The sequence below is a fragment of the Bradyrhizobium sp. Leaf396 genome (genome assembly GCF_001424605.1).
Lineage (GTDB): Bacteria > Pseudomonadota > Alphaproteobacteria > Rhizobiales > Xanthobacteraceae > Bradyrhizobium > Bradyrhizobium japonicum_C.
In genome coordinates, this window is the sequence record NZ_LMQJ01000003.1 from 236,924 (window position 1) to 257,749 (window position 20,826).

Consider the following 20,826-nt stretch of genomic DNA (forward strand, 5'->3'; position numbering starts at 1 on the left):
ACCCCTTTCAAGAACGACCTTTTCAGATAGGTGCGCTCAGATCTCCTTGCCACGCTTGCGCATCTCGGCGCGGAAAGCGCCCATCACCGTCTCGGAGAAGTTCTGGGCCCAGGAGTTCATGAAGGCCATGCTGAGGCCGATGGCGCGCGGCTCGGCCTCGATCAGCTTCTTGCCCAGCGGCGACTTGTAGAAGGTGGCGAGGTCCTTCAGCTCCTGCTCGGTGAACTCGCTGGCATAGATCTGCGCCATGCCTTCGCCGATCTCGTTCTGGCGGCCGGCGAGTTGCTGGGCCACGACCGGCGCAACCTCGTTGAGCTCCTTCTGATAATTCAGGTTCTGCTGAATCAGCGCGATCTTGGTCTTCTCGACGACGCCGGGCACCGCGCCGGCATACATCGCGGTCGCGTTCTTCATCTGCAGAATCTCCTTCGCCGCCGCGATCGCGGCCGGCGACGCCTTCGGCTGGGCCGGGGCGGCGGCAGCCTTGGGCTGGGCCGGCTGCTGGGCGACGGCCGGGGCGGCCGAGACGGCCAGTCCCACAGCGAGAGTCGCGGCCGGCAAGAGTTTCAACACGTTCTTCATTCCTGGTCTCCTTTCGGCTTGCGCCGTTCAATCACGCGAATTCCTTCGCCGCCCGCCAAAACGGCCGAGCTGGCCAAGCCGATGAACAAACCATGCTCGACCACCCCGGGGATGGCGCTCAACGCCTTGGCAAGACCGGGGGGATCCACAATACTTCCGAGCTGGGCATCGACGATCCAGTGGCCACCATCGGTGACGAAAACGTGGCCGTCCTTGTCCTTGCGGACCGCCATTTGCCCGGAAAGGCCGCATTCGGCAAATGCCTTTTCGATCGCCCGGCGGGTTGCGCCGAGCCCGAACGGAATCACCTCGACCGGCAGGGGAAACTTGCCGAGCGTCGGTACCCATTTGCTGTCGTCGGCAATCACGATCATGCGATCCGAGGCGGCGGCCACGATCTTCTCGCGCAAAAGCGCGCCGCCGCCGCCCTTGATCAGATTGAGCTCGGCGTCGATTTCGTCGGCGCCGTCGACCGTCAGGTCGAGATGGTCGATCTCGTCCAGCGTCGTCAGCGGCACGCCGCAACGCTCCGCATCAGCGCGCGTGGCCTCCGAGGTCGGCACGCCCACCACCTTGAGCCCGGCGGCGACACGCTCACCGAGCAGCTCGACGAAATGTTTGGCGGTGGAGCCGGTGCCGAGCCCGAGCTGCATGCCGTCGCGCACCGCCTCGAGGGCGCGCGCCGCCGCCTGCCGCTTCAACTGGTCCATGTTCACGTCTGCGCCCGCCCCTGAATTCGTGAGCCGCCGACAGCGGCCGCTTTCGGCGGCCTATGTAGCCTCGTTTTTCTGGCGGGAACAGGCCTATAAGGTGATCTTATGGGCCCGCCCCTTGCGTCGATCCGGCCGGCCCGATAGCGCTTGGTCATGACCTCCCCTCACACCATCGTCTTCGATCTCGACGGCACGCTTGTGGATACGGCGCCCGACCTGATCACCGCCTTGAACTACGTGCTCGACCGCGAAGGGCTGCCGCCCGTGCCGATGGCCTCGGCCCGCAACATGATCGGCGCCGGCGCCCGCAAGCTGATCGAGCGGGGGCTGGAGGCCGAGGGCCGTACGGTCACCCCCGCGGACATGGACCGGATGACGGCGGATTTCATCGCCTATTATGCCGACCATATCGCCGTCGAATCCCGGCCATTCGAGGGACTTGAGGCCGCGCTCGACCACTTTGCGGCGCAGGGCCATCGTCTCGCGGTCTGCACCAACAAGCTCGAATGGCTGTCCAGGCGGCTCCTCGACCAGCTCGACCTCAGCGGTCGCTTCGCGGCGATCTGCGGCGCGGACACGTTTGGCGTTCAGAAGCCGGATCCGACCATCTTCCGCCAGACCGTGGCGCGCGCTGGCGGGGAGATGAAGGCCAGCATCATGGTCGGCGACGCCGGAACCGACGTGGGCGTCGCGCGGCGGGCCGGCGTCCCCGTGATCGGGGTCAGCTTCGGCTACACGGACGTCCCGATCGCCGATCTGAAGCCGGACCGGCTGATCCATCACATGCGCGATCTGCCGGAGGCCGTCACCAGCCTGACGACGACAAAACTCGCAGCAAGCCACTGAGGCCGTTGAGGTTTTTGTCAACATCCACAAGGCTCCGCGCAGCAGGCTGCGTTCACAGCGACGGGAGCGCATGACGGTTCGCCGTTTTGCGTCGGAACCGGGTTGGCAATACGCACCGAGCGAGCCGACGCAACATCCGAGGACGAGGCTGCACTGCCCGAGGACTGAACCCACGTATACCACCCGATTGTCCTTGCCGCGTCCGATGCTTAGATTGCCTTAACTGCACCGCTGAAACAGAGGTGCGCCCGTCACATTGACAAGGCCTCTCGCATGAACGGATCCGCCGCATTGTCGAGCCCGATGACCGATCCGTTCGGGCGGACCATCAGCTATCTGCGTGTCTCGGTCACAGACCGCTGCGACTTGCGTTGCTTCTACTGCATGTCCGAAGACATGACGTTCCTGCCGAAGGCCGACCTGCTGACGCTGGAGGAGCTTGACCGGCTCTGCACCGCCTTCATCGCCAAGGGCGTGAAGAAGCTGCGACTCACCGGCGGCGAACCCCTGGTCCGCCGCAATGTCATGACGCTGGTGCGCTCACTGTCGCGGCATCTTTCCAGCGGCGCCTTGAACGAGCTGACCCTGACCACCAACGGCACCCAGCTCGCCAGGCACGCACGGGAGCTCGCCGATTGCGGCGTGCGTCGCATCAACGTTTCGCTCGACACGCTGGATCCCGGTAAGTTTCGCGAGATCACCCGCTGGGGCGAGATCGACAAGGTGTTGGAAGGCATCGAGGCCGCGCGCGCCGCGGGGCTCGGCGTCAAGATCAACGCCGTGGCCCTGAAGAACCTCAACGAAGACGAGCTGCCCTCGTTGATGCGCTGGGCCCACGGCAAGGGCATGGGTCTGACGCTGATCGAAGTCATGCCCATGGGCGAGATCGGGTCGGGACGGATCGACCAGTACCTGCCGCTGTCGCTGGTGCGGGCCCGCCTCGCCCAGCAATTCACGCTGACGGACTTGGCCGAGAGCACGGGCGGACCGGCCCGCTATGTCAGCGTCGCCGAAACCGGCGGCAAGCTCGGCTTCATCACGCCGATGACCCATAATTTCTGTGAATCCTGCAATCGGGTACGCATCACCTGCACCGGAACGCTGCACACCTGCCTCGGCCACGAGGATGCCTCCGACCTGCGTAAACCTCTGCGTGCATCGAGCGACGATCTATTGCTTGCGGATGCGATCGACCGCGCCATCGGACTGAAGCCGAAGGGCCACGATTTCATCATCGACCGCCGCCACGACCGCCCCAGCGTCTCCAGGCACATGAGCGTCACCGGCGGTTAGAAGCCGGCCGCCACACGGGTTTATACGGGGCTTATTCCCCTTAACTATCAACAAACTTCCGATTGACTGGCGGCACGCCCGCTGGTTTGGTGCGGCTGCCTCATGCCTGCGCGGCGAGACAAGCCACGCGCCATCTCGGCGCAGTCAAGACGGCCGGGGCACAATCGGGGGAGGACCTATCGTTGCAAGCGCTCCTTAAGCTGAGCAGCAGGATCGACGCGTTCACGCGCTGGACCGGCAAGCGCATTGCGTGGCTGATCGTGCTCGCCGTGATCATCTCTGCAGTCAACGCGATCATCCGCAAGACGTTCGACACCTCGTCCAATTCCTGGCTCGAACTGCAATGGGTGCTGTTCAGCATCGTCTTCCTGCTCTGTGCGCCCTGGACGCTGCTCGACAATGAGCACATCCGCATCGACATCGTGAACAACACGCTGCCGAAGAAAGCGCGCAACGTGATCGACCTGGTCGGTCACGTGTTCTTCCTCATGCCGATCTGCATCATCATGATCATTACCGGCGTGCCGTTCTTCCTGCGCTCCTTCGAGATCAACGAGCAATCGGGCAATGCAGGCGGTCTTCCGCAATGGCCCGCCAAAGCCCTGATCATGATCGGGTTCGCTTTCCTGCTCGTCCAAGGCATCTCCGAGCTGATCAAGCGGATTGCGGTGATGCGCGGATTGATACCCGATCCGCACGAATCCCAGGTGTCGGCGCTGGAGGCCGAAGTCGAACATCTCGTCGAAGCGATCGAGAAGAAGTAGCCGTTGGCGACGGTGTAGGGGGGAATTCATGACCGCATTCATCATCGCCAATATGGCGCCAATCATGTTCGTGTCGCTGGTCGTCATGCTGCTGCTTGGCTACCCGGCGGCATTCTCGCTCGGCGCCGTCGGCCTGTTCTTCGCCATCATCGGCGTCGAGCTCGGTCAGTTCCACCCCGACTTCCTCCAGGCCTTGCCGGAGCGTGTCTACGGCGTGATGAACAACGACACACTGCTCGCGATCCCCTTCTTCACCTTCATGGGGCTGGTGCTGGAGCGGTCTGGCATGGCCGAGGATCTGCTGGATACCATCGGCCAGCTGTTCGGCACGATCCGCGGCGGCCTCGCCTATGCCGTGATCTTCGTAGGCGCCCTGCTCGCCGCGACCACCGGCGTGGTCGCCGCCTCCGTGATCTCGATGGGTCTGATCTCGCTGCCCATCATGCTGCGCTATGGCTATGATCGCCGCGTCGCGGCCGGCGTCATCGCCGCCTCCGGCACACTGGCGCAGATCATTCCGCCCTCGCTCGTCCTCATCGTGATGGCCGACCAGCTCGGCAAATCCGTCGGTGACATGTACGAAGGCGCCTTCATCCCGGGCCTCGTGCTCGCCGGCCTCTATGCCGGCTACGCCTTCCTCGTCAGCATGATCTTCCCGGCGGCCGCGCCGGGCCTGCCGAAGGAGGCCATCGGCTTCCGTGAGGACAATGGCGACCGCGGCCTGGTCTCGCTCGGCTTCCTGTTCCTTGCGAGCTGCGTGTTCGGATGGTTCATGATGCGAAATTCGACCGTGCACGGAGCCGATTACGTCGTGCTCAGCATGTTCTATGGCATCATCTTCGCGTTTGCGATCGCCGTGCTGAACTGGGCCGTCGATAAGCTGACCGGCTTCCGTTTCCTCTCCAAGATGGCGCAGCAGACCACATTCGTGATGGTGCCGCCGCTGTTCCTGATCTTCCTGGTGCTGGGCACGATCTTCATCGGTATCGCGACGCCGACCGAAGGCGGTGCGATGGGTGCTGCCGGCGCCCTCCTCCTGGGCGCGGCGAAGCGGCGGCTGAGCTGGGACCTGATACGTCAGGCCACGGAATCGACCGCCAAGCTGTCGGCTTTCGTCGTGTTCATCCTGGTTGGCGCCCGCATCTTTTCGCTCACCTTTTACGGCGTCAACGGGCACGTCTGGGTCGAGCACCTGCTCACCTCGTTGCCCGGCGGCCAGGTCGGCTTCCTGATCTTCGTCAACGTGCTCGTGTTCATCCTGGCTTTCTTCCTCGACTTCTTCGAGCTGGCTTTCATTGTGATCCCGCTGCTCGGGCCGGCCGCCGAAAAGCTCGGCATCGACCTGATCTGGTTCGGCGTCATTCTCGGCGTCAACATGCAGACCTCGTTCATGCACCCGCCGTTCGGCTTCGCCCTGTTCTATCTGCGGTCCGTCGCGCCGAAGGAGCGCTACACGGATCGCATCACGGGCAAGCGGATGGACCCTGTCACGACCGGCCAGATCTATTGGGGTGCGGTGCCATTCGTCGTCATCCAGATCATCATGGTCGGCCTGGTCATCGCGTTCCCGGCGATGGTGATGCACTACAAGGGCGTCCAGACCAACATCGATCCCAGCACGATCAAGATCGAGGTGCCGCAGATCGAGCTGCCGCCACTGGATTTCGGACCGCCGCAAAAGTAGCGAGGCGGGAGTACAGTCGCGCTCTTGCCCTCCCTGCAGGGAGGGTAGCGTATATGCACACTCGGCAGAGATCGTGATGCCCGGGCTTGTCCCGGACATCCATGTTCTTGGGCCCGCGAATGAAGGCGTGGATGGCCGGGACACGTGTCTGGCCCGGCCATGACGCTGTGGAAGCAGCGTTGACACACCTCAGGCGCGACTGCCCTCCCCTCCCGGGGAGGGCGAAGATACCGTTTGGTCTGCCAACCTGAACCGCACCGTGAACTCCGCGCCGCCACCGGGGAGATTTGTCACTGCGATCGTGGCGGCGTGATCGTCCGCCACCGCGCGCACGATCGAGAGCCCCAGCCCCGCGCCGTCGCTGCGCCGGCGGTCGGCGCGCCAGAAGCGTTGGAAAATCAACTCGCGATCGGCTTCCGGGACGCCCGGACCGTAATCGCGTACGCGCACCGAACCGTCGTCATGCACCTCAATCTCAACGGAGGTGTGTACCGCGGTAAACTTGATGGCATTTTCGGCGAGGTTGAAGATCGCGCGCTGGAGCATCTCCGAATTGCCATGGATCAGGACGGGCGAGTCGGCGCCCTTCAGCGCGATGTCCTTGTTCTGCGCGATCGCTAACGGAGCGATCGAGCCGACCACCTCGGCGCAGACGGCGCGCAAATCCGCGGTCTCGCCGGGATCGAGCACCAATGTGTCGAGTTCGGCGATCTCCAGCAACTGGGCGACAATCCGGCTCATGGCTTCGATGTCCGCATGCAGCGCCCGGCGGGCCACCCTGTCGCCGAGCGTCTCGATCCGCGTGCGCAGGATCGCGAGCGGCGTGCGCAACTGATGCGCGGCGTCCGCCGTGAACTGCCGCTGCACGCGAAACCCGCCCTCGAGGCGATCGAGCGCCTGGTTCACGGCGGTGACCAGCGGCATGATCTCGCTCGGGATCTGCGCGGTCGGCAGACGAATGTCGGTGCGGGCCGGGCCGATATTGCTGGCTTCCTGAGAGGCCTTCCACAATGGCGCAATCGCGCGGCGGAAGATGATGATGTCGATGGCGAGCAGGACCAGGAGGATCGGGATGGTGATCCACCCTACCCGCCGGAAAAAGTTCGAAACGATATCGTCGATAATGACGTCCCGGTGCGCCAGATCCTCGGCAACCTGGATGCGCACCGTCTTGCCGGCGACCTCCCGAGTGACGCTGGCGCCGGAGATGGTTTCGGAGAAACGGGAGAGCGCCGTCGCCGCTGAGCGTCGGTGGGAGGAGAACAGCAACCGGCCGTCGGCATCGCGAATGTCGAACTGGTAGCGTCCGTAGGCGTCCGAATAGAGTCCCTTGAGGCTGTCCGGCAGGTTGAAGCTCAACGTGCCGTCCGGCTGCGCGACGACGCGCTCCGCCAGCACCTCGGCCTGCGCACGCATGGCATCGCGATGCAATTGGTCGATCTCGGAGTTGAGCAGCCAGAACAGAACCAGGGGCAGGAAGATCGCGACCACGGCGACCGCGACGATGTGCAGGAACACGATCCGCGAGATCAGCGATTTGAACGCGAGCGATCTGACATAGCCCCCGGCGGGCACGCTATCTCTCCTCGGTCATGAGATAGCCGACGCCGCGGACGGTGTGGATCGCGACTTTCGCACCGTGCTCTGCAAGCTGCTTGCGCAGCCGCGAGACATAGACTTCCACTGCATTGGATGCGACCTCGCCGTCGAGCCCGAAGATGTGGTCTTCGACGTTCTTCTTCGGCACCACCCGCCCCTGCCGGCGCAGCAGGATCTCGAGCACCGAGGCCTCGCGCGCAGAGATGATGCGCGGCTGGTCGTCGACGAAGATCTGGCGGCTCTCGGTGTCGTAGACGAGGTTGGCGAGATTGAGGGAGCGGCCGAGCAACTGGCCTGGCCGGCGCAGGATGGCCTCGAGCCGCGCCACCAGCTCCTCCATCGCAAACGGCTTTGACAGATAATCGTCGGCCCCGCTGCGCAGACCGGTGACGCGGTCCTGCAGGCCCCCGCGCGCAGTCAGCACCAGCACCGGCAGCGGCTCCATCTCGAGGCGCAGTTCGCGCAGCACCGACATGCCGTCGCCGTCAGGCAGACCGAGGTCGAGGATCATCGCGGCATAGCCGACGCTGCTCACCGCCTCGCGCGCCTCGGCCGCGCTCCCGACGATATCGCTCTGGTAGCCGGCCGCAGCCAGCCCCCCGGCAACGAGCCGTGACAGCTCGACATTGTCCTCGACGATCAGAAGGCGCATCGTAGGCTCGCCGGATGCTCCGGAATTGACGCACGGCTCGCGCCGCGTCCGCGCTCTTTTCCAGCATTCGGACCGCCGCGGCCAGAGAAAAAAGCACTGGTTGGCCTTTTGCTCTGTCAGGTCCATGTAAGCCACGCCGCGCATCGCCCAAGAAATGGCTGGGCCCACGCAGCCGATTCAAAGACCTGGTGTGGTCGTCATCGCCCCGCCGGTTGAAGAATTGGTCCGCGGAACGTATTATTTTTGCTTGGTTGAGTCCAAGGCTCAGGATCAACGCCGGGAGAAGCCCGATGCCTTACTTCCCACCGAACGAGAACCAGGACTTCCGCGTCTGCAAGGTACTTGCCGATATCTTTTGTGCAATCTTGATCGGGACCTTCTCGGTGGCCTTCTTCGGCTGGCTCGGCGGTCTCGTCGCATTTGTCATCGTCGAAGCAAGCCTCCTGGCGCTCGATTGGCTCATTCCAACCAAGGATGATGCCGCCGGCGTTGTTCGCTAAAGCATGATGAGCTGAGGCTTGCTCGCTGCGATGACGGAGGTGCACTCCGTCCCGCCGCGTCGCGCCGACCTCTGCGCAGGCGGGCGAGTTGAACACCCTCGCATTCGAATCAACCTCGAGCGGCGTTGGATCGGCCATGGCTGCTGCCAGAGCACGATCAGGAAGGTCGCGCAGCGGCTTATTGGAAAGATTATGCAAAGCGACAAGCTAAAGCTGGATCGATTGTAGAAGCAGCCACCAACCGTCAGAAGGCCTTGAGCAAGTCACCACCGAAACGTTCTTGTCGGGATCGAAGCGCATCGCGATCTCAGTCCAATGACGCAATTTCGGATTTGCCGATCATGCATGTCTACCACTGTTTTGCCCGACGGGTCAAAAAATTCGGCTATTCTGGATCAACTTCGCCGCGATCCCGCCAAGCTGTTGATAATTCTCGCGCCGTCTACTGTGCATGGGGTTGTTTTCGAAGTTCTTGTTTGTCCCCCCCATGGATGCGCACGCCAACGCCCCGGAGCCTTGCTCCGGGGCGCCGCATCCGACCGAAAACGCGCTCAGCTCTGCGAGCGGCGCGCCATGAAGATGTCGTAGCCGACCTCGGCCACCTGGAACCAGGAGTAGCCGTCGCTCGTGAACTTGGCGAGCGAGTCGTGCACCTTCTTGAAGTTGGGGTTGGTCGCTGCGACTTCGGCGTGCAGCTCCTTGGCGGCCTTGTGGCAGGCATCCATGATCGACGGCGAGAAGGCGTGCAGCTTGGTGCCGCCCGCCAGCAGCTTTCTCAGCGCCAGTGGATTGGCGTTGTCGTAGCGAGCCATCATGTAGTTGTTGGCGTAGTGGCCGGCCTGCTCCAGCACGCTCTGGTAATATTTCGGCAGTGCGTTCCACTTGTCGAGGTTGACGAAGGCCATCAGCATCGGCCCGCCTTCCCACCAGCCGGGATAGTAGTAGTGCGGCGCAATCTTGTAGAAGCCGAGCTTCTCGTCGTCGTAGGGGCCGACCCATTCGGCGGCGTCGATGGTGCCCTTCTCCAGCGCCGGATAGATATCGCCGCCGGCGAGCTGCTGCGGCACCACGCCGAGCTTCTGGAGCACGCGGCCGGCGAAGCCGCCGATGCGGAATTTCATGCCCTTCAGGTCCTCGGGCGTATTGACCTCTTTCCTGAACCAGCCGCCCATCTGGCAGCCGGTGTTGCCCGCGAGCAGCGATATGACGTTGTAGCTCTTGTAGAACTCGTTGAGCACGTCGCGCCCGCCGCCCAGCATGTACCAGGCCTGGTTAATGCGCATGTTGGGACCGAACGGCACGGCTGAGCCGAAGGTGAAGGTCGGGTCCTTGCCGAAATAATAGTAGGACGCGGTGTGGCCGATCTCGCAGGTGCCGTTCTGCACGGCGTCGAGCACCTGGAGACCCGGGACGATTTCCCCTGCCGCGAAGATCTGTATCTGGAATTTGTTGTCGGTCGCTTCAGCAACCATCTTGCACATCATCTCGGCGCCGCCAAACAGCGTGTCGAGCGATTTCGGCCAGCTCGTCGGCATGCGCCATTTAATTTCCGGCAGCGACTGCGCGATCGCGGGAGCCGCGAGCGTGGCGGCACCGGCCGCACCAAGCCCTGTGACCTTGATGAAGTCTCTTCTCTTCATGATTTCCTACCCTGATGGATCTGATTGTGGAGCCTTCTTGCCGAGGCTTTGAGGGCAGCATGGAACATCGCGGGGCCGAATGCCACCCCGATCGCACCGCGGCCAAAGAAAAAGCCCGGCCTCCCTGAGGAGGCCGGGCTCATGGTCTTGCGATGTGAGCCGTAGATCAGCCGCGGGTGCGCGAGCGGATCATGAAGCTGTCGTAGGTGTATTCGGCAACCTGCCACCACAGATATTCGTCGGAGCGGTAGGCCTGCATGGCGTCGATCGCCTTCTTGAACTCGGCGTTCTTGCCCGAGATCTCTGCCCACAATTCGTTGGTCGACTTGAGGCAGGCTTCCAGCACCTCGTTGGTGAAGGGCCGAAGCTGGGTGCCGCCGGCGACCAGACGCTTCAGTGCCGCCGGGTTCTGCATGTCGTAGCGCGCGGCCATCCAGGTATTGGCATGGGCGGTCGCGTTGGTGAGGATCGCCTGGTAGTTCTTCGGCAGCGCATTGAATTTATCCAGGTTGGCGAAGGCGTGAACGGTCGGACCGCCTTCCCAGAAGCCCGGATAATAGTAGTACTTGGCGACCTTGGCGAAGCCGAGCTTCTCGTCATCGTAGGGGCCGACCCACTCGGCCGCGTCGATGGTGCCCTTCTCCAGCGCCGGATAGATGTCGCCGCCGGCGAGCTGCTGCGGCACCACGCCGACTTTCTGCAGCACCTGGCCGGCGATGCCGCCGATGCGCATCTTGAGGCCGGACAGGTCGGCAACGGTCTTGATCTCCTTGCGGAACCAGCCGCCCATCTGCGTTCCGGTGTTGCCGCAGGGGAAGCCGATCACGTTCGACTTCTTGAAGAACTCGTTGGCGAGCTCGTTGCCGCCGCCCTGATAGAGCCACGAGTTCTGCTGGCGCGCATTGAGGCCGAACGGCACCGAGGCGAAGATCGCGAAAGTGGGGTCTTTGCCGACATAGTAGTAGGACACGGTGTGGCACATATCGACCGTGCCGTTCGTGGTCGCATCGAGCGCCTGGAGGCCGGGGACGATTTCGCCGGCGGCGAACACCTGGATCTGGAACTTGTTGTCAGTCATCTCGGCGACGTACTTCGCCACCTGCTCGGCGCCGCCATAGATGGTGTCGAGCGACTTCGGGAAGCTCGAAGTCAGGCGCCACTTCACCTCGGGCGAGGACTGCGCGATCGCCGGTGAAGCCACTGCGGTCGCCGCCGCGCCTGCTGCCGACACTTTGAGAAAATCACGACGCTTCATCTTCAGGTCTCTCCTTGCTGGGGCGTTTCCCCTTAACTTCTCTTATGCCGCCGCTCATTCCGGCGACGCGGTAAGCTCGCGTCGAACCGAAGGGGCTTGACTGCGGTGCGCCTTTAACACGGCCGGCCCGGTTTCGGAACGCGACAATGGCATGGCGGGGCTCTACGAAAGTCGCATGTCCCCGGAGGTTGGCGGGGCAACCGGTTCAGGCCACGGCAATGACGCCCTTCAGCTGGTCCCGGACCCGGCCCGCAATGGCGCGGTAGATCGCCGCATGAGGGCCGTCCGGCTCGCTGTCAACCACGGGATTTCCGGCATCCGAGGTGGCGCGAATCGCCATGTGCAGGGGGATCTCGCCCAGGAACGGTACCCCGAGCTTCTCAGCCTCGTGCCGGGCCCCACCATGGCCGAAAATGTCCGAGCGCGTCCCGCAATGCGGGCACTGGAAGTAGCTCATGTTCTCCACGATCCCGAGCACCGGCACGTTGACTTTCTTGAACATGGCAAGCCCCCGCCGCGCGTCGATCAAGGACAGGTCCTGCGGGGTCGAGACGATCACGGCGCCCTTGAGCGGCACGTTCTGCGCCAGCGTCAGCTGGGCATCGCCGGTACCCGGCGGCATGTCGACCACCAGCACGTCGAGCTTGCCCCACTCGACGTCGCGCAGCATCTGCGTCACCGCCGACATCACCATGGGACCACGCCAGATCATCGCGGTCTCCTCCTCGACCAGGAAGCCGATCGACATGATGGCGAGCCCGAAACGCCGGAGCGGAATCATCTTGCGCTCCTCGTTCAGCTCCGGCTTGTCGCGCAGGCCCGTCAGGCGCGGCACCGAGGGGCCGTAGATATCGGCATCAAGCAACCCGACCTTGAGGCCGAGGTCGCGCAAGCCAAGCGCCAGATTCAGCGCGGTGGTCGACTTACCGACGCCGCCCTTGCCGGAGGCGACCGCAATTACGGCGGCAACGCCCGGGATTTCCGATTGCCGCGCCATCGGCGATTGGCCTCCCTGCGGCGGCTTGTGGGCATGCGCCGGCTGCACGCCGGGCGTGCCGCGGCTCGGCTGCGGAGGTGGCGGCGGCGCGGAGCCCGGCTTGCGCTCGGCCGTCAGCGCCACCATGACGGTGGTGACGCCTGGAATGGCGCGCACGGCGGCCTCCGCTTCGGCCCGGACCGATTCCCAGGCCCTCGCCTCGGCGGCATCGACATTGATCGAGAAGAACACCTTTCCGTCGGCCGCGCTGATTGCGCTCAGCACATTGGCATGGGTGAGCGCGACCCCGCGGGGCGACTTGACCCTGGTGAGGCTGTCGAGAACCTGTTGCTGCGTCACGCTCAAAGCGCATCTCCTAGAGTTGAGGATGCCCCATTAGAGCGGAAACGCCCAAAAGGCTACTGCCGGCCGATATCGTCGGCCTTTTCGATGGGCGCTCCCCCCTGCTCCCTGGCAGCCTCGTAGTTCAGCTCGATCATGACGCCGTTTGGGTCGTGGACGAATATCTGCCAGAGCTCACCGCCGGGCACCTGACGGGCCTCGAACTTCATCCCCTTTGACGCCAGCCGCTGTTTCATGCCGTCAAAGCCGCGACTGACAAAGGCGACGTGGTGGACAACGCCTGAATCCGGCTTTTGTGGCTCAGCGGTAGGGGAAATATCGACGAGATGCACCACGGGCTTGCCCTCGCTATACATCCAGGCGCCCGGGAAGGCGAAGTTCGGCCGAGCGCCTTTTTCCAGGCCCAGCACGTCCTCGTAGAAGCGAACGGTCTCGGCCAGATTCCGGGTCCGGATGTTGAAATGATCGAGGACGCCAACACTCACGCCGCCCATGCTCTCGCTCCCTCATTTTGAAGTCCTTGGGTCCGCCATCCTAGCACAGGGGGCGGCCAAACGAAGCCGTTGCCCTCTGGCCTCAAGGGTTTATGGTGCGCGTCCAGTCCGCCCTCACCGCGGAACCCAGGCATCCCTTGCTTGGCAAGAACCGTAAAACCCAAACTACGGACAAGGTACCACAATGGCTAAAGTCGCTTTCCTCGGCCTCGGCGTGATGGGCTTCCCCATGGCCGGACACCTCGTGAAGAAAGGGGGCCATGAGGTCACCGTCTATAACCGCACCGCGGCCAAGGCGAAGGAATGGGCGGACAAGTTCGGCGGCAAGACAGCACCGACCCCGAAGGCCGCCGCGGAGGGCCAGGACTTCGTGATGTGCTGCGTCGGCAACGACAATGACCTGCGCGCAGTCACGATCGGACCCGACGGCGCGTTCGCCGGCATGCGGAAGGGTGCGACCTTCGTCGACCATACCACTGCCTCCGCCGAGGTTGCGCGAGAGCTGGATGCAGCCGCCACCAAGGCCGGGTTCAAATTCGTCGACGCGCCGGTCTCCGGCGGCCAGGCCGGCGCCGAGAACGGCGTCCTGACCGTGATGTGCGGTGGCGCGGAGGACGCGTATTCCGGCGCCGAGCCGATCATCACAGGCGCCTACGCGCGGATGTGCAAACTGCTCGGGCCCGCTGGCTCCGGTCAGCTGACGAAGATGGTCAACCAGATCTGCATCGCCGGTCTGGTGCAGGGTCTCTCCGAGGGGATCCACTTCGCCAAGAAGAGCGGCCTCGACGTGGCCGCGGTCATAGAGACTATCTCGAAGGGGGCCGCACAATCCTGGCAGATGGAAAATCGCTACAAGACAATGAACGAGGGCAAGTACGATTTCGGCTTCGCGGTCGAATGGATGCGCAAGGATCTCTCGATCGCGATCGCCGAGGCCCGCCGCAACGGCGCCAACCTGCCCGTTACCGCGCTGGTCGATCAGTTCTATTCTGAGGTCGAGAAAATGGGCGGCAAGCGCTGGGATACGTCGAGCCTGCTCGCACGCCTGCAACGCTGACGCTCGGTTACGGCCCGGTCCAGGGTCGCGCAGCTTCGACTTCGTCGCGGCCTCGGCCGCGACGAAGCTTCAGCTAGGCGGGCGAACGGAAAACCATAATCTTCGGGGGGAGTCTTGCTTAGCGTGATCGCCGCCATTCTCGTCGTTGCCTGTGTCGGCCTAGCGCTGGAGCGTCGACGGGGACACCCCGAGGTCGCCAGGCGTGGAATCTATCGACGGCTCTCCCGCCTCATCACCAGCCCGCTCATCGTTGCTATCCTGATCCTGACTGCATCACCTTCGCAGACTCTGGCCGCATCGCTCGATGGCGCCAGCATTGGCCCGCAATGGGCGCTTCCATTTGCGGGCATGCTGCTGTCCATCGCAATATTTCCGCTAGCAGCACCTCACTTCTGGGAGCATCATCAAGGCAAGATTGCCGCGATGTGGGCCGCCCTGATCGTGCTGCCGCTTGCAATCTGGTACGGTCCGCTTCCAACCATCCAGGCACTCGCTCATACCGCGCTGCTCGAATACGTCCCGTTCATTCTGCTGCTACTTGCCCTGTTCACGGTCGCCGGCGGAATCGTGGTGCGCGGCAATCTCCACGGCTCCCCGGTCCTGAATACGCTGCTGCTCGCGCTAGGCACTCTGATCGCGAGCGTCATCGGCACGACCGGCGCGTCGATGGTCATGATCCGGCCGGTGATCCGCGCCAACGACGACCGTCGGCACAACGCCCACGTCGTGATCTTCTTCATCTTTCTTGTGTCCAACATCGGCGGCTCGCTTTCACCCTTAGGAGACCCGCCGCTGTTTCTGGGCTTTCTGCGCGGCGTGGACTTCTTCTGGACGACGACGCACCTGTTCCCCCAGACCACGTTCGCTGCCTGGATTCTGCTTGTCCTGTTCTTTTGCATCGATGCTTATCTTTACCGCAAGGAAGGCCGCGTCAAACCGGACCCAACTCCGGACAATCCCCTGCGGATCAGCGGCGGCCTCAACTTCGCTTTGATGGGAGTGATCATCACTGCGATCCTCTTGAGTGCCAAGCTCGACCTCGGCGGATTTGAAGTTCTGGGCACGCACCTCCAGCTGCAGAATCTTCTGCGCGATGCCGTGATGATCGGCGTCGTGTTCGCATCTCTCGCCGTCACCTCGAAGGAGGACCACGACGCGAACGGCTTCTCCTGGGGCCCCATAGTCGAGGTGGCAAAGCTGTTCGCCGGCATCTTCATCACCATCATCCCCGTGCTTGCAATTCTCAACGCGGGCAAATCCGGCGCGTTTGCCTCCGTCGTGAACATGGTCACCAACGCCGACGGGACGCCGAACAATGCCGCCTATTTCTGGTTGACCGGCGTGCTCTCATCCTTTCTCGACAATGCGCCAACCTATCTCGTCTTCTTCGAGCTTGCCGGAGGCGACGCCAAGCAGCTGATGACAAACGGCGCCGTCACCCTTGCGGCGATTTCCGCAGGTGCGGTGTTCATGGGCGCAAACTCCTACATCGGCAACGCGCCCAACTTCATGGTGTACGCGATCGCGCGAGCGGGCGGCGTCGCGATGCCGGGCTTCTTCGGATACATGGCCTGGACCTCCGTCCTGCTGCTGCCCGTGTTCGCATTGGTCACGCTCGTTTTCTTCAAATGAAGGCGCCGGCGCCTTTCCGCGGACTGAGACCCGGACGACGGTGGATTAACGCCCGGTTAAGGTAATTCTTTAGCTCCTTAAGTCACCTCTTAAGGATTTCTTGCCAGAGATAGACAATGCAGAAGGCCCGCGTCCGGCGTGGGCAGGAATCGTGTTGCTTGATGAGTAACCCCGCTGAAAAGCCCGAGGTCGTGCAGCTTCCGGCCGAGCCGGTGAGCGCTCCATCGGCGAGCAGCCGAAGGGCTGCGGCGCAGCGGGTGCGTGAGGCACGGGACAAGTTAACGTCGACCAGTGGAACCCGTCCGGCTTTCGACGCCGAGATGCTGCGACAATACGCGCAAACGCGGCTGTCGGCCTCCTACGTCGTCATGCTGCTGGTGGTGGCCACCGGCGTGCTGTTCGGGCTGTGGATGCAGCCGATCCCGGCCGCGGCCTGGACAGTCGGCATGCTCTGCATCCACGCGGCGATGATCCGGAGCTGCCGGCGCTTCCTGAGCGAGCCCGCCTCTCCGACTGCGACGCGCGCCTGGCGGACGCGCTTCGTCGTGATCGATCTGCTCTATGGCCTGTGTTGGATGGCGATCCTGATCCATCCCGTGCTCGACATGGTCACGGAATCCCTGATGATGTTCCTGATGCTGCTCGTGATCGCAGTATCGAGCATGCTCGCCGCCAATCTGCCGATCGCCGCCCTTGCCGCCACCGCGCCGGTCGCGGTCGCAATGGCACTTAGCCTGGCGATGACCGGCTCGCTGGACAACTACATCCTGGCCGCGCTCGCCCTCGCCGCCGAAGGCTACTTCGTGTTGCTGGCGCACCGCCTGCACTCCTCGACCTTCGCCACGCTGGAAGCGCGCGCCGAGAAAGACGCGCTGATCGGCGAGCTCGAACAGGCCAAGGCGATCTCGGACGAAGCGCGCCACCGCGCCGAAGCCGCCAACGTCGCCAAGTCGCGCTTCCTGGCACAGATGAGCCATGAGCTACGAACGCCGCTGAATGCGATCCTCGGCTTTTCCGAGGTGATGAAGAGCGAAATATTCGGGGCGCATGCGGTGCCGGTCTACAAGGAATATTCCGCCGATATTCACAATTCGGGCGTACACCTGCTCAACCTCATCAACGAGATCCTCGATCTGTCGCGGATCGAGGCCGGTCGCTACGAACTCAACGAGGAAGCGGTGTCGCTGGTCGGTATCGTCGCCGACTGCCATCATTTGATGAAGCTGCGCGCATCGAGCCGCGGCATCACCATCCACGAAGTATTCGAGCAGGGCATGCCGAGGCTCTGGGCTGACGAGCGCGCGATCCGCCAGGTCGTGCTCAATCTGCTATCCAACTCGATCAAGTTCACACCTCAAGGCGGCGAGATCTGGCTCAAGGCGGGATGGACCGCCTCGGGCGGACAATATCTCTCGGTGAAGGACTCCGGCTCCGGCATCCCCGAAGACGAGATTCCGGTTGTGCTCGCCTCGTTCGGCCAGGGCTCCAACTCGATCAAGTCGGCCGAACAGGGCGCTGGCCTCGGTCTGCCCATCGCCAAGAATCTGATCGACCTGCATGGCGGCACGTTCACACTGAAATCGAAACTGCGCATCGGCACCGAGGTGATCGTCACCTTCCCGCCGGAGCGCGTGATGAGTGCGCTTGCGCCGCTATCGGATGATGCTCCGCCGCTCCAGCCGGAGAGTTCCCCTCTGCCGGACGAGAAACGCCGGCCGCGGCACAAGCCCATCATGAGCGCCGGCACAGGCTCCTAACGAGATGCTTGCAGAAATGTCCGACGATCCATCACTATGTCCGAATGAGCAAAGAAACGCCGTGCGTTGCCGTCTGCATGATCGATCCCAAGACCAAGCTATGCTTCGGCTGCGGCCGAACCTTGCCCGAGATCGCGCGCTGGCACGCCATGGAAAGCGCGGAGCGGCTCGCGACCATGGCCCTCTTGCCGGCGCGGATGGCGGAAGCCGGACTTACGCCGACCGGGGGATCGCCGAAACGCATCTGACCCGCCGGCTTGTGTTCGGAGGCGCGCGATGATCCGCTTCCTGCTCGTTTTCGTCCTGCTCGCCGGCACGGCAGGTGCCGTCGTCGCCTATGGCGACGCCGGTCAGATCGCACGCGCCAGCCACAAGGTTTCACACATTTTTCGTGCCCAGGCGGCGGCACCGGCCCCTGCCGTGCAGATCCCGCGCGGCCAGGGCGGCGAATTCGCGCTGCGTGCGAAGATCAATGGCGTCACCGCGCCAATGGTGATCGATACCGGCGCGACGTCGGTCGTGCTGACCTGGGAAACCGCAAAAGCAATCGGGCTGCCGCTCGAGATGCTTGAATATGACGTCGACCTGGAAACTGCCGGCGGCCGCACCAAGGCAGCCCGCCTCACGCTCGATCGTCTCTCCGTCGGTCAGCTCGTGGAAAAATCGGTGCCCGCTCTCGTCGTTCCACGCGGACAGATGAAAACCAATCTGCTCGGCATGAGCTTCCTCGATCGCCTGGAGAGCTGGGGCGTGCGCGCCGACACGTTGATGCTCACCGGCTATCCGGAGCTCCAGCGCAGTCCCCGCCGCTCGCGCACGGCCGTCAACTAACCGACTTACGCCGCCTCCACCGGGACGCGGGCGCCGATACGCGCGATCGCATCGCGCAGCACCTCGAGACCAGCGCCGGGCTTCACCCCCTGCTCGGCCAGATGACGACGGAAGGCTCGCGCGCCCGGCACGGCATGGAATGCGCCGACGAAATGCCGCGTGATCGCGTGCAGCCGCGTGCCGCGCGCGAGCTGCTGATCGATATAGGGCATCATCGCCTCGAGCGCTTCCTGCATGGACGCGTGGGGCGCCGTCTCGCCGAAGATCTCGCCATCGACTGACAGCAGCCGCCATGGCTCCTGATATGCGGCGCGCCCAAGCATCACGCCATCGACATGGTCGAGATGTCCTTTCGCCTCTTCGAGGCAAGAGATGCCGCCGTTGATGATGACAGGCACATTGGGCATCGCGCGCTTGAGACGATAGACGCGATCGTAGTCGAGCGGGGGAATGTCGCGGTTTTCTTTCGGAGACAATCCGTTGAGCCAGGCCTTGCGGGCATGCACGATCAGCGTGTCGCAGCCGGAGGCGACCACCGCATGTGCGAGTGCATCGAGCGCGGCTTCCGGGTCCTGATCGTCGATTCCGATACGGCACTTCACCGTGACCGGAATGGCGACGGTGCTCTTCATTGCAGCGACGCATCTCGCCACCAGCTCCGGCTCTGCCATCAGGCAGGCACCGAAGCGGCCATCCTTCACGCGATCGGATGGGCAGCCGACATTGAGATTGATCTCGTCGTAGCCGAAGGCCTCGCCGATCCGAGCAGCTTCGGCAAGGTCACGCGGATCCGAGCCGCCGAGCTGAAGCGCCACCGGATGCTCGCACGGATCGAACCCGAGCAGCCGCTTGCCGTCGCCATGAATGACGGCCCCGGTGGTAAGCATCTCCGTATAGAGCAGCGCCCGCCGGCTTAGGTGACGGTGGAACACCCGGCAATGCCGGTCGGTCCAATCCATCATCGGGGCCACAGAAAAGCGATAGTGTTGATATTCCAATTACTTATCCTATTGCCTCAGCGGGCCAGAACAGGAACTAGCGCGGACGTATGCACTCTAACTAGCCAGAATTGCACACGCTTGTACCGCATTTGATCTCCCGGTGCACACGTAGCGCACACGAAATCGGGGTGGAGTGCACACGCAATGCCGGCCTTTACAAAACTCGAATCGGGGAGCTGGCGCGTTCAGGTCAGGAGGAAGAACGAGTATGTCGCAAACGCGTTCGTTTGAGCTGCTGCCGGTTTGATGGACACCGGGTTAAGCTAATCCCACCTTGCGCTCGAACTCAACCGGGCTGAGACAGCTGATGGTCGAGTGCCTGCGGGNCGAGCTCGGCCTGATCTTCGTCGCACCAGACACCTCGCCGCGCGCAGAACTGGTATGTGAGCTGCTGCCGGTTTGATGGACACCGGGTTAAGCTAATCCCACCTTGCGCTCGAACTCAACCGGGCTGAGACAGCTGATGGTCGAGTGCCTGCGGGTGGYGTTGTAGAATCTTTCGATGTRGTCGAACACATCGGCTCGTGCCTCGTCTCTGGTCCTGTAGGTTTTGCTTTCCGTCCGTTCGGTCTTGAGCGAGGAGAAGAAGCTTTCCATCGCCGCGTTGTCCCAGACGTTGCCGGAGCGGCTCATGCTGCAAACGATGCCGTGGTCGGCCATCAGTCGCTGGAACTGATCGCTCGTATACTGACTGCTTGATCGGAATGATGCAGCAGCGCATCCGGCTTGCCRCGGCGCCAGACAGCCATCAACAAGGCGTCCGTCACGAGTTGTGCCGTCATGGCGGCACTCATCGACCAGCCCACCACCYGGCGCGAGAACAGGTCGATCACCGCCGCCACATAGAGCCAGCCCTCGGCCGTCCAGAGATAAGTGAAGTCGGCGATCCACTTCTGGTTCGGCCGCTCGGCGACAAACCGCCGGTCCAGCAGGTTCGCTGGCAYGCTCTCGAGTTGCCGATCGCCACTGTCCTTCGGCAAGCGCCGGCGCCGCGGCCGCGCTCGCAARCCTTGCAAGCGCATCAGCCGCTCGATGCGGTGCAGGCCACAGTCAGCCCCGTCGGCGAGCACGTCACGCCACACCCGGCGCGCGCCATAGGTGCGGTCACTCGCCAGGAAACTGGCCTTGACCTTACCGCCAAGCTCTTTGTCACTGCGGGATCTGGCGCTGGGAGAGCGGTTCAGCCA

Annotated in this window: 19 protein-coding genes and 1 pseudogene; 10 read left to right on the plus strand and 10 right to left on the minus strand. The window is 63.4% G+C overall.

Annotation, left to right across the window (positions count from 1 at the left end; translation table 11 throughout):
- Positions 1 to 36: 36 nt before the first annotated feature.
- Together ASG57_RS04795 and rpiA are read right to left on the minus strand one after the other, a co-directional pair.
- Complete coding sequence (locus tag ASG57_RS04795; protein ID WP_024338359.1) at positions 37 to 582, minus strand: DUF2059 domain-containing protein; 546 nt, start codon at positions 580 to 582, stop codon at positions 37 to 39.
- The gene (rpiA, locus tag ASG57_RS04800) at positions 579 to 1,298 is read right to left on the minus strand and encodes a ribose-5-phosphate isomerase RpiA (protein WP_024338360.1); all 720 of its coding nucleotides are present in this window, start codon (positions 1,296 to 1,298) and stop codon (positions 579 to 581) included. The genes ASG57_RS04795 and rpiA overlap by 4 nt, the downstream gene beginning before the upstream one ends.
- Positions 1,299 to 1,448: 150 nt before the next feature.
- Here rpiA and ASG57_RS04805 point away from each other — a divergent pair, with 150 nt between their 5' ends.
- The 4 genes from ASG57_RS04805 to ASG57_RS04820 all read left to right on the plus strand — a co-directional run bounded on the left by ASG57_RS04805 (position 1,449) and on the right by ASG57_RS04820 (position 5,882).
- Complete coding sequence (locus tag ASG57_RS04805) at positions 1,449 to 2,141, plus strand: HAD family hydrolase (RefSeq protein ID WP_024338361.1); 693 nt, start codon at positions 1,449 to 1,451, stop codon at positions 2,139 to 2,141.
- A gap of 273 nt (positions 2,142 to 2,414) precedes the next feature.
- A complete protein-coding gene (moaA, locus tag ASG57_RS04810) occupies positions 2,415 to 3,434 on the plus strand; it encodes a GTP 3',8-cyclase MoaA (RefSeq protein ID WP_024338362.1) in 1,020 nt (339 codons plus the stop codon).
- Between the two features lie 182 nt (positions 3,435 to 3,616).
- Positions 3,617 to 4,198 carry a TRAP transporter small permease subunit gene (locus ASG57_RS04815; protein ID WP_024338363.1) on the plus strand — a complete coding sequence of 194 codons (582 nt, stop codon included), beginning with the start codon at positions 3,617 to 3,619 and terminating at the stop codon, positions 4,196 to 4,198.
- Positions 4,199 to 4,226: 28 nt separating this feature from the next.
- Positions 4,227 to 5,882, plus strand: a complete 1,656-nt coding sequence (locus ASG57_RS04820; RefSeq protein WP_024338364.1) for a TRAP transporter large permease — start codon at positions 4,227 to 4,229, stop codon at positions 5,880 to 5,882.
- Between the two features lie 189 nt (positions 5,883 to 6,071).
- Here the strand turns inward: ASG57_RS04820 and ASG57_RS04825 are convergent, their stop codons facing one another.
- Together ASG57_RS04825 and ASG57_RS04830 are read right to left on the minus strand one after the other, a co-directional pair.
- Positions 6,072 to 7,457: a sensor histidine kinase gene (locus ASG57_RS04825; RefSeq protein WP_024338365.1), complete on the minus strand. Its 1,386-nt coding sequence runs from the start codon at positions 7,455 to 7,457 to the stop codon at positions 6,072 to 6,074.
- A gap of 1 nt (position 7,458) precedes the next feature.
- Positions 7,459 to 8,133, minus strand: a complete 675-nt coding sequence (locus ASG57_RS04830; protein WP_024338366.1) for a response regulator — start codon at positions 8,131 to 8,133, stop codon at positions 7,459 to 7,461.
- A gap of 290 nt (positions 8,134 to 8,423) precedes the next feature.
- Here ASG57_RS04830 and ASG57_RS04835 point away from each other — a divergent pair, with 290 nt between their 5' ends.
- Positions 8,424 to 8,633, plus strand: a complete 210-nt coding sequence (locus tag ASG57_RS04835) for a hypothetical protein (RefSeq protein WP_024338367.1) — start codon at positions 8,424 to 8,426, stop codon at positions 8,631 to 8,633.
- 551 nt (positions 8,634 to 9,184) lie between these two features.
- Here ASG57_RS04835 and ASG57_RS04840 read toward each other — a convergent pair.
- The 4 genes from ASG57_RS04840 to ASG57_RS04855 form a co-directional block, all read right to left on the minus strand.
- Entirely contained in the window at positions 9,185 to 10,273 is a 1,089-nt protein-coding gene (locus ASG57_RS04840) for a TRAP transporter substrate-binding protein (protein ID WP_024338368.1), read from the minus strand.
- A 166-nt stretch (positions 10,274 to 10,439) separates the two neighbouring features.
- On the minus strand, positions 10,440 to 11,528 hold the full coding sequence (locus tag ASG57_RS04845; protein ID WP_024338369.1) for a TRAP transporter substrate-binding protein: 1,089 nt from the start codon (positions 11,526 to 11,528) through the stop codon (positions 10,440 to 10,442).
- A 205-nt stretch (positions 11,529 to 11,733) separates the two neighbouring features.
- Positions 11,734 to 12,870 carry an Mrp/NBP35 family ATP-binding protein gene (locus ASG57_RS04850; RefSeq protein ID WP_024338370.1) on the minus strand — a complete coding sequence of 379 codons (1,137 nt, stop codon included), beginning with the start codon at positions 12,868 to 12,870 and terminating at the stop codon, positions 11,734 to 11,736.
- Between the two features lie 53 nt (positions 12,871 to 12,923).
- Positions 12,924 to 13,361, minus strand: a complete 438-nt coding sequence (locus ASG57_RS04855; protein WP_024338371.1) for a VOC family protein — start codon at positions 13,359 to 13,361, stop codon at positions 12,924 to 12,926.
- A gap of 184 nt (positions 13,362 to 13,545) precedes the next feature.
- Between ASG57_RS04855 and ASG57_RS04860 the strand changes: the two genes are divergently transcribed.
- From ASG57_RS04860 to ASG57_RS04880, 5 genes are all read left to right on the plus strand, one after another.
- Positions 13,546 to 14,418: an NAD(P)-dependent oxidoreductase gene (locus tag ASG57_RS04860; protein WP_024338372.1), complete on the plus strand. Its 873-nt coding sequence runs from the start codon at positions 13,546 to 13,548 to the stop codon at positions 14,416 to 14,418.
- 207 nt (positions 14,419 to 14,625) lie between these two features.
- Positions 14,626 to 16,050, plus strand: a complete 1,425-nt coding sequence (locus tag ASG57_RS04865; RefSeq protein WP_155248354.1) for a sodium:proton antiporter — start codon at positions 14,626 to 14,628, stop codon at positions 16,048 to 16,050.
- Between the two features lie 161 nt (positions 16,051 to 16,211).
- Complete coding sequence (locus tag ASG57_RS04870; RefSeq protein ID WP_024338374.1) at positions 16,212 to 17,807, plus strand: sensor histidine kinase; 1,596 nt, start codon at positions 16,212 to 16,214, stop codon at positions 17,805 to 17,807.
- A gap of 44 nt (positions 17,808 to 17,851) precedes the next feature.
- Entirely contained in the window at positions 17,852 to 18,055 is a 204-nt protein-coding gene (locus tag ASG57_RS04875) for a DUF1289 domain-containing protein (protein ID WP_024338375.1), read from the plus strand.
- A 28-nt stretch (positions 18,056 to 18,083) separates the two neighbouring features.
- Positions 18,084 to 18,638: a TIGR02281 family clan AA aspartic protease gene (locus ASG57_RS04880; protein ID WP_024338376.1), complete on the plus strand. Its 555-nt coding sequence runs from the start codon at positions 18,084 to 18,086 to the stop codon at positions 18,636 to 18,638.
- Between the two features lie 5 nt (positions 18,639 to 18,643).
- On the opposite strand, the gene dusA is transcribed toward ASG57_RS04880, so the two are convergent.
- Positions 18,644 to 19,636, minus strand: coding sequence for a tRNA dihydrouridine(20/20a) synthase DusA (dusA, locus tag ASG57_RS04885; protein ID WP_082528893.1), 993 nt, complete (start codon positions 19,634 to 19,636; stop codon positions 18,644 to 18,646).
- Between the two features lie 417 nt (positions 19,637 to 20,053).
- Positions 20,054 to 20,826 (minus strand): annotated as a pseudogene (locus tag ASG57_RS36480) (IS3 family transposase); the annotation flags it as partial.